Genomic DNA, 13969 nt, shown 5'->3' with positions numbered 1-13969 from the left:
ACAGCCGACGAGGAGGCACCCGTGAAGTACCTGTTGATCATGCACATGAACCCGGCCGTGTGGGAGTCGCTGAGCGAGGAGGACCGGAACGCGGTGATGACCGGCACGGCGCGTTCATCGACACGATCCGCGAGTCCGGCGAGATGATCAGCACGCAGGCGCTGGCCGATCCGTCGAACAGCGCGGTGGTCCGCGTCCGCGACGGCGCACCGGTGGTGACCGACGGCCCGTACCTGGAGGCGAAGGAGTACCTCGGCGGGTACTACCTGATCGACGTCGAGAGCCGGGAACGGGCACTCGAACTGGCCGCGATGATCCCGGACGCCCACGTCGAGGGGCTGGGTATCGAGGTCCGGCCGGTGATGTTCTCGGCGGGCCAGGAGATGTGACGATCCGGCGCCGGGCGGGTCCCGCCCGGCGCCGGATCCTCAGGCGGCGCGGGAGCCGGCGGAAGCCATGCCCAGCCAGGTGTGCGGGTTGCCTTCCCAGCACCAGCCGAGCTTCGGCGCCCGCTTGCTGATCCAGATCGCCGGGACCCGGCGGTCGCCGCAGCGTGAACCGCCCAGCGAGAAACACTTGTTCTTGACCAGCACCTGCGGGAACTGCGTGATCAGGGCGACGCCTTCGTCGATGGTGAGCAGCGTCCGGCCACGGTCGGCGACCACCTGCATGGCGTCTTTCGGGACGACCCCGCAGAACTCCTCGCCGCGTTCGACGTCGAACAGCAGGTACGCGTCCGGCGCGGGCAGCTCCGAGGTGGCCACGAACCGCTCGAGCGACCCGGGTTCGAAGGAGCGGTCGACGAACCCGGGCAGCCGGCCGCCGTGCAGCGTGGTGCGCGGCATCGTCTCCTCGATCGGGGCGATCTTGCGGGTCACGACCAGCAGGAACGGGACCCGCGCCGCCTCCGGGCCGGGGTCACCGCCCCGCGCCTGGGCACGCAGCGGCTCGACCAGGCCGGTGAAGCCGTCCTCGTCGAGACCCGCCAGCGCCGGATAGCCGCGGGCGAGCAGGGTGCCGACCTGGCGGTCGAACTCGGCGGTGGGATCGGTCACGCGCACCTCCAGTTTTTTACTACGGACATAAGTTTATCACCGTAGTAAGTGGGGGGTAAGATCCGGCTATGAGCACGACCGGCCTGCGCGAGGCCAAGAAGCGCGAGACCCGGCAGCTGATCTCCGACCGGGCGACGCAGCTGTTTCTCGCGAAGGGCTTCGAGCAGACCACCATCAGCGAGATCGCGGACGCCTCACGTGTAGCGAAGAAGACCGTGACCAACTACTTCCCGCGCAAGGAGGATCTGGCGTTCGACCACCAGGACGACTTCGTCGCGAGCCTCGCGCGCACGGTGACCGCCCGCGCGCCCGGCGAGCCGGCGTTGACCGCGCTCCGGCGGGCCTTCCTGGACGCCGTGGACCGGCAGGACCCGGTGGCCGGGTTCGCCGGACCGGAGTTCACCCGCATGATCGTGGCCAGCCCGACGCTGTCGGTGTGCCTGCGCGGCCTGCACGACCAGCGCGAGGACGCCCTGGCGGCCGCCCTCGCCGAGACGACCGGAGCCGCCCCCGGTGACATCACTCCCCGCGCGGCCGCTGCCGTCCTGGGTGGTGCGCACCGGGTGCTGTTCGCGCGCATCCAGGAACTGACGCTGGCCGGCCGCGGCAACGCCGAGGTCGCCGCCGTCGTCCGCGCCGAGGCGGAGCGGACCTTCGCTCTCCTGGAGCCCGCGCTCGGCACCTACGCCCGCGCCTGACGGCCGGTCCGGACATCCGGTCGCGGAGGTCTACTCCACCAGCTCGGAGGTCTCCAGCCAGCGCGCCTCGACGTCCTCGATCTCCGCGCGCACCGTCTTCAGCTCGCTGTTCAGCTCGACCAGCTTGCCCGGATCGGTGGCGTGCTCGGCGAGCTGCTCGTGCAGCGCGGTCTCCCGGGCGTGCAACTGGTCCAGCCGTCGCTCCAAACGGGACAGTTCCTTCTGCGCCGCGCGGGACTCGGCCGCACTGGACGTCTTCTGCGCGGGTTTCGGGGTGCCCGGGGCGACGCGGGCGGCCGACCGGCGCGCCAGGTACTCGTCGATCCCACCGGGCACGTGCGTGATCCGGCCGTCGCCGAAGAGGGCGTACACCGCGTCGGTCACGCGCTCCACGAGATACCGGTCGTGCGAGACCACGACCAGCGTCCCCGGCCACGAGTCCAGCAGGTCCTCCAGCTGTTGCAGCGTGTCGATGTCCAGGTCGTTCGTCGGCTCGTCGAGCAGCAGCACGTTCGGCTCGGCCATCAACAGCCGCGCCAGCTGCAGCCGCCGCCGCTCACCGCCGGAGAGGTCCTCGACCGGCGTCCACTGCCGGGCGGGCGGGAAGCCGAGCTTCTCCGCCAGCTGCGAGGCCGACATCTCCTGCTTGCCCAGCACGACGCGCGCCGCGACCTCCTCGACGGCCTCCAGCACGCGCAGCTGCCCGGGCAGCTCGTCCAGCTCCTGCGACAGGTGCGCCAACCGCACCGTCTTGCCCTCGACCCGCCTGCCCGCGGCCGGCGGAACCTCCCCGGCCAGCAGCTTGAGCAGCGTGGTCTTGCCGGAGCCGTTCACCCCGACCAGCCCGAACCGGTCACCCGGCCCGATCCGCCAGGTCAGTCCCTCGACCACCGGCTTGTCCCCGGCCAGGAGCGTCACGTCCTCCAGCTCCAGCACGGTCTTGCCCAGCCGGCGCTTCGCGAACGACATCAGCTCGGCGGTGTTCCGCGGCTCCGGCACATCGGCGATCAGGGCCTCGGCCGCCTCGATCCGGTACCGCGGTTTCGAGGTGCGGGCCTTGGCACCGCGCTGCAGCCAGGCGAGCTCCTTGCGCGCGAGGTTGCGCCGCTTCTCCTCCGCGGTCGCCGCGAGCCGGGCCCGCTCGGCGCGCGCGAAGATCCAGTCCGCGTAGCCGCCCTCGTACTGCTCGACGCGGCCGTCGGCGACCTCCCAGGTCCGGCCGCACACCGTGTCCAGGAACCACCGGTCGTGGGTGACCACGACAAGCGCGGACCGCCGCGCCAGGAGGTGGTCGGCGAGCCAACGCACCCCTTCCACGTCGAGGTGGTTGGTCGGCTCGTCGAGCACGAGCAGGTCCAGGTCGCCGATCAGCGCGGTGGCCAGCGCCACCCGGCGACGCTCCCCTCCGGACAGTGTCGCGGTCGGGTTGTCCAGTCCCAGCGCGGTGAGCCCGAGTCCCTCCACAATGGACCGGACCCGGGCGTCGGCCGCCCACTCGTGCTCGGCGTCGTAGCCGGCCAGCACCGCCTCGCGGATCGTGCTGCCCTCGGCGAGCTCGGTGCGCTGCGTGACCACGGCCATCCGCAGGTCCCGCACCCGGCTCACCCGGCCGGAATCCGGCTCCGCGATCCCGGACAGCACCTCCAGCAACGTGGTCTTGCCACCGCCGTTGAGACCGACGACGCCGATGCGGTCGCCCTCGCCGACACCGAGAGAGACGTCATCCAGCAGCGGGCGGACCCCGTAGGACTTGGACACGGCCTCGAGGTTGATCAGATTGGCCACTACGCGTGCACCTGCGGAGGAGTCGGACGGTGCTCGTCACCGACGAGCCGGGCACCGGGCACCGGGCCGTGCGCGACCCGGACCGTCCGGCACACGCCGGCTCCGGCCAGCTCGGCCGCCACCTCGAGGGCGGACTCGGCGTCGGCACACAGGAACGCGCACGTCGGTCCGGAACCGGAGACGGTGCCGGCCAGCGCGCCGGCGTTCACCCCGGCCCGCAACGTGCGGCGCAGGCCGGGCCGCAGCGACACCGCGGCGGCCTGCAGGTCGTTACCGAGCAGCAGCGCCAGCTGACGCGGGTCACCCGAAGCCAGCGCCTCGACGACCGGCGCGTGCGAACCGACGCGCGGCGGCTTGCCGGTCTCGCGCAGCCGGTCGAGCTCGGCGTAGACGCGTTCGGTGGCCAGCCCGCGCTGGTCGAACGCGAGCACCCAGTGGAAGGTGTGCCGGGACAGCACCGGGACCAGCTGCTCACCGCGGCCGGTGCCGAGCGCGGTGCCACCGTAGAGCCCGAACGGCACGTCCGAGCCGAGCTTCGCGGCGATCCCGGCGAGCTCGTCCCGGCCGATGTCGAGCTTCCACAACGCGGCGAGCGCGACCAGTGTGCCGGCCGCGTCGGCGCTCCCGCCGGCCATCCCGCCGGCGACCGGGATCCCCTTGCGCAGGACCACCCGGACGTTCGCCGGGCCGTCCGGCTTCCCGACGTGCGCCGCCAGCGCCTCGACCGCGCGCCAGGCCAGGTTGCTGGCGCCGGTGGGCACGACCTGCTCACCCTCGCCGTAGACCTCGACGCCCGGCTCCTCGGCGTGCGCAACGGTGACCTCGTCGGTCAGCGACAACGCGTGGAAGACGGTGGTCAGGTCGTGGAAACCGTCCGGGCGCAGGTCGCCGACCGACAAGTGCAGGTTGATCTTGGAGGGCACTCTGACGGTGACAGGTGGCGGTACGACGGCGAGCACCCGTCAAGACTACGTGCCCGCCGCGGGCCGCGGAGAAGCAAGCTCCAGTGCGACGCGCAGGGCCACTTCGCCCGAGTCCGCGGCCGGTTCCTCCTCCAGGAATTGCGGGTTGTTGCCCAGGACGAGGGCGACCAGCGCCAGCCGCGCGCGCAGCTTGTCCTCGGTTCCGGCGCCGTCCGGCACGACGAGGGCGAACAGGCCCTTCATCCGCTCGGCGAGCACGTGCCCGGCCTGCAGCTCCTTGAGCGCGGGCTGGTTGTCCTGCATGAACCGCATGACCGGGCCGAACTGTCCCTGGACGAGCCGGGAGAACCTGCGCAGCACCTCGGCGCGGACGGTGGCGGGTTCGCCGTGCGCCCGGGCCCACTCGATGATCTCGTCCACCGCGGTGCCGATGTCCTCGATCAGGCTGTGGACGATGTCCTCCTTCGTGCGGAAGTGGTAGTAGAGCGCGGCTTTCGTCACGCCGAGGTGCTCCGCGATCTCCCGCAACGACGTCTTCTCGTAGCCATGCTCCACGAACAGGTCCAGCGCGACCTGCTGAATGCGCTCGCGCGTGTCGGTCCGCCGCCCCGCCATGGCCGTCCTTCCTGAGGAATCCACAAACTTGCTTGACGACCGGCTAGCAATGAGCATACGGTGCCGTCAGCGCCATTACTTGTCGGCCGACTAGCAATGGTCTTCTCAGTCTAACCCACTTCTCCACCAGGGGGTTTCTCCCATGACCACTACCACTGCGGCGCCCGCACCGGCGCCCACGGACACCCGGAGATGGCTGGCACTCGCCGTCGTCGGGCTCGCCCAGCTCCTGGTCATCATCGACACCACGATCGTCAACATCGCGCTGCCCACCGCCCAGGCCGACCTCGGCATGTCCGACGCGGCCCGGCAGTGGACGATCAGCGCGTACACCCTGGCGTTCGGCGGCCTGCTCCTGCTCGGCGGCCGCCTGGCCGACCGGCTGGGCCGCAAGAACACGCTGATCGTGGGCGCGCTCGGCTTCGCCGCCGCCTCGGCGATCGGCGGGATGGCCGCCGGCCCGGGCCTGCTGATCGCCGCCCGCGCGACCCAAGGGGTGTTCGCCGCACTGCTCGCCCCGTCGACCCTCTCGCTGCTGACGACCACCTTCACCGAGGCCAGGGAACGGGCCAGGGCGTTCGGGGTCTTCAGCGCGATCATGATGTCCGGCGGCGCGCTCGGTCTGCTGGCCGGTGGCGCGCTGGCCGAGTACGCGTCGTGGCGCTGGTGCCTCTACGTGAACCTGCCCATCGCGATCGTCGCCGCGGTCGCGGGCGCCTTCGTGCTGCCCACGGTGCCCGGCCACCGGTCGGCGCGGCTGGACTGGTTCAGCGGGCTCCTGGGCAGCGCCGGAATCGCCGGGCTGGTCTACGGACTGTCCGAGGCCGCCACGCGCGGCTGGGGTTCGGCCGTCGTGCTCGGCTCGGTCGCCGGCGCGGTGGTGCTGCTGGGCGCGTTCGTGCTCCGGCAGGCCAAGGCCGGCAACCCACTGCTGCCACTGCACGTCCTGACCGACCGGACCCGTTCCGCCGGCTTCCTGACGATCGCGCTCGCGGCCTTCGGGATGTTCGGGATGTTCCTGTTCCTCACCTACCAGCTGCAGGGGATCATGGGGTTCGGCGCGTTCGGTGCGGGCCTGGCGTTCCTGCCGTTCCTGCTGGCCAACATCACCGTCTCGACGGTGCTGACCCGGCGGCTCATCCCGCGGACCGGGCCGCGGCCGCTGCTGGTGATCGGCCTCCTGCTGCTGGCCGCCGGGCTCGCCGTGCTGACCCAGCTGTCGGTGGGCACCTCGTACTGGAGCCTGATCCTGCCCGCGGAACTGGTGCTGGGGGCCGGGGCCGGGCTGGCCATGCCGACCGTGATGAACATCGCCACCGCCGGCGTGGCACCGAAGGATTCCGGGGTGGCGTCGGCGTTCGTCACGACCTCGCAGCAGGTGGGTGCCTCGCTGGGCACCGCGTCGCTGAACACGATCGCGGCGAGCGCGACCGCCTCCGCCGCCGGCCTCGGACTGCCCGCCGCGACGGTGCACGGCTTCGCGGTCGCGAACGGTTGGGCCGCCGGGATCGTCGCGGTGGGTTCGATCGCGGCCGGCGCCCTCGTCCGCGGACGGTGAGTCCGGCGGAAGGGGCGTCCCGTTCACGGGACGCCCCCGGTACCGCCAGCCGGTCAGGCCGCGACGATGCTCTTCGGGCCCTCCTTCGGGTGCACCACGTGGGCGCCGCGGTCGGCGATCCACGCCAGTGCCGCGTCGGCCTGGCTGCCGTTGACGCCGACGCGGAACCGGGCCACCGGGGTGTCGCCGACGCGGGTCAGCCCGCCGCCGATGGTGGCCAGCTCGACGTCGAACCGGGCAGCGGCCTCCGGCAGCAGCGCACCGACGGCCGCGAACCCGATCAGCACCACGTCGACCGACCGGTCGTACCGCGACGACTGGGTCCGCGGGGTGTCGATCGCGGGCAGCAGGGTCTGCGCGACCTTGCTGCCCGGGGTGGACAGCAGTTCGAGCACGGTGCCCTGCTCGACGAGCCGTCCGTCCTCCAGCACGGCCACGCCGTCGCAGACCCGCCGCACCGCGGCGCCGTCCTGGGTGGCGAGCAGCACGGTGACGCCCAGCTCCGCACGGGCGCGATCGAGGACGGCCAGCACGGAACCGGCCTCCTCGGCGCCGACACCCGCGGTCGGGTCGTCAGCCAGCAGCACGGCCGGACCGGCGGCGAGCGACCGCGCGAGCGCGACCCGGCGGCGCTGGCCGGGGGTCAGCTCGACCGGGCGCTGCGCCGCGCGCTGCGTGAGGCCGGCCAGGTCGAGCAGACGGCCGACGCGGCTCCGGCGCTGCGGGCCCTCCAGGCCCAGCTGCTCCAGCGGGGCCGCGACGTTGCCGGCGACCGTGCGGTCGGCGTGCAGCACGGGCTGCGCGTCCAGCACCGCCACCTGGCGGCGCACCTCGCGCAGCTTCCGCCCGTCCAGGCCGGTGGTGTTCAGCCCGTCCAGGCGGACGGTCCCGCGGTCGGGTCTCTCCTGCAGGGCGATGCACCGGGTCAGGGTGGACTTGCCGGAGCCGGCGGGACCGACGACGCCGAACAGGGCGCCGGCGGGCACCTCGACGCTCACGTCCCGCAGGGCGTGAACGGGCTTGGCGGCACCGGGGAAGGACTTGGTCAGGTTTTCGACAGTGATCACGAAGGGCTCCAGCACAACGGGCGCGAACGCGCCGACCGCACACCAAGGCGACCGTCTACAGAGGACGGTCAAGCGAAGTCAGGAAACGGTGAGGAAAAGAGAAGCGGTCAGCGACGACACGCACAGACCGTGCGACGACATTCGTCGACGACGCGGCGCCTCGTGAGCAGCATGCGATACACAAGAATCCTCCATCGGTCCTGGCGTTAGCACCTGCCCCCCGGTTGGGGTGGTTGCTGCGGCTTCGGCGAGCCAGGTCTCTCAGCCGCTCGGGATGGATACCTCAAAGAGTACAGCGGACCTCGTATCTTCTTGGCAAGTCCCAGGTCCGGATCAGGGTGCGAGATCACACCAACGGTGGTAAGGACTTGCTCTCGACGATCTTCGCGAAGTCCCGCACCCCGAGCTGCTCACCGCGGGTGCGTGGGTCGACACCCGCCGCGCGCAGGATCGCCTCGGCCCGCTCGGCGGACCCCGCCCAGGACGACAACGCGGCCCGCAGGGTCTTGCGGCGCTGGGCGAAGGCGGCGTCGACGACCGCGAACACCTCGTCCCGGTCCGCGCCCGACGCCGGTTCCGCCGACCGCTCGAACGCGACGAGCGCGGAATCGACGTTGGGCACCGGCCAGAACACCGCGCGCGGCACCGGCGCGACCTTGCGGGCCGGGCCGTACCAGGCGAGCTTCACACTCGGCACGCCGTAGATGCGGCTGCCCGGTCCCGCGGCCATCCGGTCGGCGACCTCGGTCTGGACCATCACCAGGCCGTGCGCCAGCGACGGCAGCTCGGCCAGCAGGTGCAGGACCACCGGGACGGCGACGTTGTACGGCAGGTTGGCGACCAGGTGCGTCGGCTGGTCCGCGAGGTCGGTGGCCCTCAGCTTCAGGGCGTCCTGGGTGCGGACGGTGAACCTCTCCGCGGCCCCCGAGGCGCGCTCCGCGACGGTCGCGGGCAGGCGCCGCGCGAGGACCGGGTCGATCTCGACCGCGGTCAGCCGCGCACCCGAGCCGAGCAGCCCGAGGGTCAGCGAGCCGAGACCGGGACCGACCTCGAGGACGTGATCGCCCGGGCCGACGCCGGAGAGGTCCACGATGCGGCGGACCGTGTTCGGGTCGTGGACGAAGTTCTGGCCGAGCTTCTTCGTGGGGCGGACATCCAGCTCGGCGGCCAAGCCACGGATCTCGGCTGGTCCGAGCAGTGCGGTCACTCGCGTGATGGTAGTGCGCCGGAAAAATCAGATGCCCCCGGCCGGTGGCCGGGGGCATCATGGGTGTGCTGACGGGGTCAGCCGGAGGCCTTGGCGCCGCAGACGGGCCAGGCGCCGTAGCCGCCGCGGGAGTCGCGGACCTTGGTCGCCACCGCGATCTGCTGTTCACGCGTGGCCTGGTGGGGGTAGGCCGCGTACTGGTCGCCGCCGTAGGCGTCCCACGTGCTCTTGTTGAACTGCAGGCCGCCGTAGTAGCCGTTGCCGGAGTTGATCGACCAGTTGCCGCCGGACTCGCACCTGGCGATGGCGTCCCAGACGGAGCCGTCGCTGACCACCGGCTGCTTGGTGCCGACCCGGACGATCTTCGGCTTGGCCTCGAGCACCACCTTGGCCGACAGCTGCTCCCGGCCGGTCTCCTTGCCGTTGCGCTTGGTGATCCGGTAGGTCACCAGCCGCTTGCCCGGCGTGCCCGGGTCCTGGACGACCTCCTTGCCCGCGTCCAGCGTGGCGTCCTTGACCTCCTGGACCGGAGGATCGATGTCCTCCTCCTGGTTGATCACGGACACGCCGGTGCGGGAGATGTGCACCTCGGCGCCGTTGGTCAGCTTGACGCCCGCGCCGCCGTCGACCGAGTCGTCCGGGCCGAGCGCCAGGCCCTGCTGCGCGAGGAACTCCTCCACGGTGACCGCGGTGGTGCTCAGCTGGCGCGGGGCCGCGTCGCCGTCGTAGACGGTGATGTTCTTGACGGTCTTGATCTCGACGGTCGCGCCGTCCAGCGGCAGCTCCGCGTCCAGCGGCAGCGAGAAGGCCGTGCCCGGGCCGAACTCGTCGCCGAGGCCCAGCTGCGTGATGGCTTCCTGCAGGCTCGTCGCGCGGACCCAGGACTCGCGGGCCACACCGTCGACGAGCAGGTTCAGCTTGCGGCCGCGCTCCAGCTTGATGACGCCGCCGTCACCAACCGGCGCCTGCGGCGAGGGGGACAGCGCGTCGTGCTCACCGACGGTGAGACCGGCGTCCTCGAGGACCTCGCCGACCGTCTTGCCGAAGCTGTGCACGGTCTGCGTGTGGCCGTCGACGTCGACGGTCACGCTCTTGTTCATCGCCAGGGCGGCCGCGCCGCCACCGGTGAGGCTGATCAGCAGGGCCAGGACCGAGCCCCGGAGGAACCGGCGCTTCCAGGTCTTGACCGCGGTGACGAGGGCCTTCTCCGGCTCCTCCTCGGCTTCGACGGCCGCGGTCCGGTCCTCCGACACCTCATCCGGGATGGCCAGCGCCGGGAGCAACGTGGTCTCGGCGTTGATCAGCCTGATCAGCTCGTCGACGTCGATCTCGGCCTCGGCCATGAGATCGTCCGCGTCCGAGCCCAGCACCGTGCGGATGTCGTGCTCGGTGACCGCCAGGTCGTCCGAGAACTCGTCCACGTCGGGCCAGTCGAGGGTGCCCACCGCGCCACCACCGCTGGACTGGAACCAGTCCACCGTCTCGTCCAGGCGCGCGTCGGCCCGTCTACTACCAGTCACAGCAGGTCGATCCCTTTCGCACTACGGCTCCCGGAAGTCGTCGCCATCCCCGATCCCGACCTGCACTGGCTTGACTCCGGGTGTCCCGCGCTTCGCCCGGTTCGAGCGATCATGCGGCACGGTCACGGGACCATAACGAACCCCGGCGGGTTGCGCAAACACCGGGGGGAATCACGTGTCCTTCGTCACTCCGCCGAGCGGTGGGTTGCCGTCCCCGAATGTCGCAGTCCGTTCAGCCCGGGGTGACGGAGGGCAGCCGGAAGACCCGCTCCGCCGTAGCCGATACCGCCGAACAGAGTCCGGCCAGGTCCTCCGAACGGAGCTCGGCGAGGAACCGGGCCGTGTAGGCCGTGCAGTACGGCTCGTTCGGCCGCCCGCGGAACGGGTGCGGCGTCAGGAACGGAGCGTCGGTCTCGACGAGGAACTGCCCGGACGGCACCAGCTTCGCCGCCGCCTGCAACGCCCGCGCGTTGCGGAACGTGACCGTCCCGGCGAACGACAGCACGTACCCGGCGTCCACGCAGCGGCGGGCGATGTCCTCGTCCCCGGAGAAGCAGTGGAACACCACCGTGTCCGGCGCGCCCTCCTCGTCCAGGATCCGCAGGACGTCGGAGTGCGCGTCCCGGTCGTGGATCATCAGCGGCTTGCCCACGCGCTTGGCGAGGTCGATGTGCCACCGGAACGCCTCCTGCTGCGCGTCCGGCGGCGAGTAGTCCCAGTAGTAGTCCAGACCGGTCTCACCAACCGCGACCACTCGTTCCTGCCGCGCCAGACGCTCTACTTCGGACCGTTCGGGGTCGCCGAAGTCCTTGGTACGCGTGGGATGGATGGCGACCGCCGCCCACACCCGGTCGTCCCAAATGGACGCCTGCGCGGCCCATCGCGCGGCCGCCAGGTCGTCGGCGACGGTCACCATGCGGGTCACCCCGGCAGCCTCGGCGCGGTCCGCCAGCACGGCCACGTCGGCCGCCGTGACCGCGCCACAGGCGTCCAGGTGCGTGTGCGCGTCGACCACCGGCACCGGCAGGCGCTCCGGTACCGGTGGCCGTTCCTTCTCACCCACCGGCGATCGGGGCCCACTCCGGGCCGGTCTCGCCCAGCTTCGGGTCGAGCTTGGCGAACAGCGGCGTCGGCTTGGCCAGCGGACGGCCGACCTCGATCGGGATCGACTCCCAGCGCGCCTGCTCGGCCGCGTAGTCGCCGGTGAGGATCGGGTTGATCCGGCCCGGGATGTCGAGGTCCTCGACCTCCTTGAGCTCCGGCTGCGCCGCCCACACACCGGTGCCGCCCAGCGCCTCGTGCACCTGCTGCGCCGAGTGCGGCAGGAACGGGGTGAGCAGCGTGTTCGCGTCCGACACGACCTGCAGCGCGGTGTGGAGGACAGCGTCCCGCCGCGCGGTAGCTTCGGCGTCGTCCTTGAGCTTCCACGGCTCCTGGTCGGACAGGTACCGGTTGGCCGCCGACACCACGCGCATCGCCTCGGTGGCGGCCAGCTTGAACCGCGACCGCTGCAGATGCCCGCCCACGGTCTCAAACGCCTTGCGGGACAACGCCTTCAGCTCCTCGTCGGCCGGGGCCGGCTTGGTGGGCGGCGGGATGGCGCCGTTGTTCTTGTGCGCCATCGAGATCGACCGGTTGACCAGGTTGCCCCACTCGTTGGCCAGCTCGAAGTTGGTCCGGCGGACGAACTCGTCCCAGGTGAAGTCGGTGTCCTGGGTCTCCGGGCCGGCCACCGCGATGAAGTAGCGCAGGGTGTCCGGGCCGAACTCACGCAGGAAGTCGTTGACGTAGATGACCGTGCCGCGCGAGGTGGAGAACTTCGACCCGCTCATGGTCAGGAACTCGCTGGAGACGATCTCGTCCGGCAGGTTGAGCCTGCCGTACGGGCCGACCCGGCCGCCGGGAGCAACACGGTCGCCGGCGGCGTTGTGACCCAGCAGCAACGCGGGCCAGATCTGGGCGTGGAAGGTGATGTTGTCCTTGCCCATGAAGTAGTAGCCGCGCGCGTCCGGGTTGTTCCAGAACTCCTGCCACGCGTCCGGGTCGCCGCTGCGGCGCGCCCACTCCACACTGGCCGAGAAGTAGCCGATCACCGCGTCGAACCACACGTAGAACCGCTTCATCGGCTGGTCGCGCCACCCGTCCAGCGGGATCTTCACGCCCCAGTCCAGGTCGCGCGTGATCGGCCGGGGCCGCATGTCGTCGAGCAGGTTCTTGGTGAAGTTGACGACGTTGGGCCGCCAGTCGGTCTTCGTGGCCAGCCACTTGCCGAGGCTCTCGGTGAACGCCGGCAGGTCGAGGAACAGGTGCTCGGTCTCGACGAACTTCGGCTTCTCGCCGTTGATCCGCGACCGCGGGTTGATCAGCTCGGCCGCGTCGAGCTGGTTGCCGCAGTTGTCGCACTGGTCGCCGCGCGCGCCGTCGTACCCGCAGATCGGGCAGGTGCCCTCGATGTAGCGGTCCGGCAGCGTCCGGCCGGTGGACGGGCTGATCGCGCCGGTGGTCGTCTTGGGCACGACGTAGCCGTTGCGGTGCAGCGCGAGGAAGATCTGCTGCGTGACCTCGGCGTGGTTGCCGGTGCTGGTGCGGGTGAACAGGTCGTAGGTCAGCCCGAGGCCCTGCAGGTCCTGGCCGATCTGGCGGGTGTACTTGTCGGCGGTCTGCTGGGAGGTCAGGCCCTCCTTGTCCGCCTGCACCGTGATCGGGGTGCCGTGCTCGTCGGTGCCGGAGACCATGAGCACCCGGTTGCCGGCCATTCGCTGGTAGCGCGAGAACACGTCCGACGGGACGCCGAATCCGGAGACGTGGCCGATGTGACGGGGCCCGTTGGCATAAGGCCAGGCCACCGCCGTCAACACAGGGATGCTCATGCCTGTTTAGCGTACGGATGCCGTCTCGTGCATTGTTACCTGGGAAGGCTTAAGGAGGTCCGGTGTCGCCCACGCGGCTGCTGGTGCTCGGCGTCGTACGGATGTACGGCAAGGCGCACGGCTATCAGGTGCGGCGTGAGCTGCTGACCTGGTCGGCCGACCGGTGGGCCAACGTCCAGCCGGGGTCGATCTACCACGCGCTGAAGAAGATGGCGGCCGAGGGCCTGCTGGAGGCCGCGGCGGACGAACCGGAGGGGCGGGGCCCGGACCGCGTCGCCTACCGGTTGACCGCGTCCGGCGAGGCCGAGTTCCAGGCCGGGCTCGCCGAGATGATCGCCGACACCGAGGCGGACGGCGCGCAGAACGCCTTCGCCTTCGCCGCCGCGCTGACCTTCCTGCCCTGCCTGCCGCGGGAGCGGGCGGTGTCCTTGCTGCGCCAGCGGCTCGCCCGCCTGGAGAGCGAGCTCGGCCTGGTCCGGGACACCCTGGAGGGCACGTCGTCCTGGGCGAACCCGGCCCACGTGAGCGAGCTGTACCGGTTGTGGGGCGTGAACGTCGAGGCCACCACCGAGTGGCTGCGCGGGCTGATCAAGCGCCTGGAAGAGGGCGCGTACGTGATGGCGGACGACCCCGGGCACCACTTCGGCGCACCCCCCGAGATCAAGTAATCA

Annotated in this window: 12 protein-coding genes, 1 pseudogene and 1 riboswitch; of the genes and pseudogenes, 4 read left to right on the top strand and 9 right to left on the bottom strand. The window is 71.3% G+C overall.

Features of this window, described 5'->3' with window-relative positions; genetic code table 11:
• Positions 1 to 21 precede the first annotated feature (21 nt).
• Positions 22 to 389 (top strand): annotated as a pseudogene (locus FHX45_RS20320) (YciI family protein).
• Positions 390 to 428: 39 nt separating this feature from the next.
• Here FHX45_RS20320 and FHX45_RS20315 read toward each other — a convergent pair.
• Positions 429 to 1055 carry a DUF5701 family protein gene (locus FHX45_RS20315; protein ID WP_341771545.1) on the bottom strand — a complete coding sequence of 209 codons (627 nt, stop codon included), beginning with the start codon at positions 1053 to 1055 and terminating at the stop codon, positions 429 to 431.
• Positions 1056 to 1123: 68 nt separating this feature from the next.
• On the opposite strand from FHX45_RS20315, the gene FHX45_RS20310 reads away from it, so the two are divergent.
• Positions 1124 to 1753, top strand: coding sequence for a TetR/AcrR family transcriptional regulator (locus FHX45_RS20310; protein ID WP_167104349.1), 630 nt, complete (start codon positions 1124 to 1126; stop codon positions 1751 to 1753).
• Between the two features lie 30 nt (positions 1754 to 1783).
• Here FHX45_RS20310 and FHX45_RS20305 read toward each other — a convergent pair whose 3' ends face one another.
• The 3 genes from FHX45_RS20305 to FHX45_RS20295 are packed head-to-tail and all read right to left on the bottom strand — an operon-like array spanning position 1784 to position 5076.
• A complete protein-coding gene (locus FHX45_RS20305) occupies positions 1784 to 3538 on the bottom strand; it encodes an ATP-binding cassette domain-containing protein (protein WP_167104346.1) in 1755 nt (584 codons plus the stop codon).
• Positions 3538 to 4497 (bottom strand): 4-(cytidine 5'-diphospho)-2-C-methyl-D-erythritol kinase, encoded by a 960-nt coding sequence (locus FHX45_RS20300; protein ID WP_167104343.1) that lies wholly within the window; start codon positions 4495 to 4497, stop codon positions 3538 to 3540. Before FHX45_RS20300 ends, FHX45_RS20305 begins: the two co-directional genes overlap by 1 nt.
• 9 nt (positions 4498 to 4506) lie before the next feature.
• The gene (locus FHX45_RS20295; RefSeq protein ID WP_167104340.1) at positions 4507 to 5076 is read right to left on the bottom strand and encodes a TetR/AcrR family transcriptional regulator; all 570 of its coding nucleotides are present in this window, start codon (positions 5074 to 5076) and stop codon (positions 4507 to 4509) included.
• 142 nt (positions 5077 to 5218) lie between these two features.
• On the opposite strand from FHX45_RS20295, the gene FHX45_RS20290 reads away from it, so the two are divergent.
• A complete protein-coding gene (locus FHX45_RS20290) occupies positions 5219 to 6634 on the top strand; it encodes an MFS transporter (protein WP_167104337.1) in 1416 nt (471 codons plus the stop codon).
• Between the two features lie 53 nt (positions 6635 to 6687).
• On the opposite strand, the gene FHX45_RS20285 is transcribed toward FHX45_RS20290, so the two are convergent.
• From FHX45_RS20285 to metG, 5 genes are all read right to left on the bottom strand, one after another.
• Positions 6688 to 7701, bottom strand: a complete 1014-nt coding sequence (locus FHX45_RS20285) for a methionine ABC transporter ATP-binding protein (RefSeq protein WP_167104334.1) — start codon at positions 7699 to 7701, stop codon at positions 6688 to 6690.
• A 188-nt stretch (positions 7702 to 7889) separates the two neighbouring features.
• Positions 7890 to 7982, bottom strand: a riboswitch (SAM riboswitch).
• 65 nt (positions 7983 to 8047) lie between these two features.
• Positions 8048 to 8908: a 16S rRNA (adenine(1518)-N(6)/adenine(1519)-N(6))-dimethyltransferase RsmA gene (gene rsmA, locus FHX45_RS20280; protein ID WP_167104331.1), complete on the bottom strand. Its 861-nt coding sequence runs from the start codon at positions 8906 to 8908 to the stop codon at positions 8048 to 8050.
• A gap of 77 nt (positions 8909 to 8985) precedes the next feature.
• Positions 8986 to 10386 carry a transglycosylase family protein gene (locus tag FHX45_RS20275; protein ID WP_167109247.1) on the bottom strand — a complete coding sequence of 467 codons (1401 nt, stop codon included), beginning with the start codon at positions 10384 to 10386 and terminating at the stop codon, positions 8986 to 8988.
• A 274-nt stretch (positions 10387 to 10660) separates the two neighbouring features.
• On the bottom strand, positions 10661 to 11491 hold the full coding sequence (locus FHX45_RS20270) for a TatD family hydrolase (protein WP_167104328.1): 831 nt from the start codon (positions 11489 to 11491) through the stop codon (positions 10661 to 10663).
• Positions 11484 to 13298 (bottom strand): methionine--tRNA ligase, encoded by a 1815-nt coding sequence (gene metG / locus FHX45_RS20265; protein ID WP_167104325.1) that lies wholly within the window; start codon positions 13296 to 13298, stop codon positions 11484 to 11486. Before metG ends, FHX45_RS20270 begins: the two co-directional genes overlap by 8 nt.
• A 62-nt stretch (positions 13299 to 13360) precedes the next feature.
• Between metG and FHX45_RS20260 the strand changes: the two genes are divergently transcribed.
• Entirely contained in the window at positions 13361 to 13966 is a 606-nt protein-coding gene (locus FHX45_RS20260; protein WP_167104322.1) for a helix-turn-helix transcriptional regulator, read from the top strand.
• The last annotated feature ends 3 nt before the right edge of the window (positions 13967 to 13969 follow it).

Source organism: Amycolatopsis granulosa, assembly GCF_011758745.1.
Lineage (GTDB): Bacteria > Actinomycetota > Actinomycetes > Mycobacteriales > Pseudonocardiaceae > Amycolatopsis_E > Amycolatopsis_E granulosa.
The sequence above is the reverse complement of the archived record's forward strand: the minus strand, read 5'-3'. Positions and strand labels throughout refer to the sequence as shown.

Excerpts from the sequence above, each read along its gene's own strand:
- FHX45_RS20310 (WP_167104349.1), top strand. The coding sequence starts at position 1,124 with ATGAGCACGACCGGCCTGCGCGAGGCCAAGAAGCGCGAGACCCGGCAG.
- FHX45_RS20295 (WP_167104340.1), bottom strand. The coding sequence starts at position 5,076 with ATGGCGGGGCGGCGGACCGACACGCGCGAGCGCATTCAGCAGGTCGCG.
- FHX45_RS20290 (WP_167104337.1), top strand. The coding sequence starts at position 5,219 with ATGACCACTACCACTGCGGCGCCCGCACCGGCGCCCACGGACACCCGG.
- metG (WP_167104325.1), bottom strand. The coding sequence starts at position 13,298 with ATGAGCATCCCTGTGTTGACGGCGGTGGCCTGGCCTTATGCCAACGGG.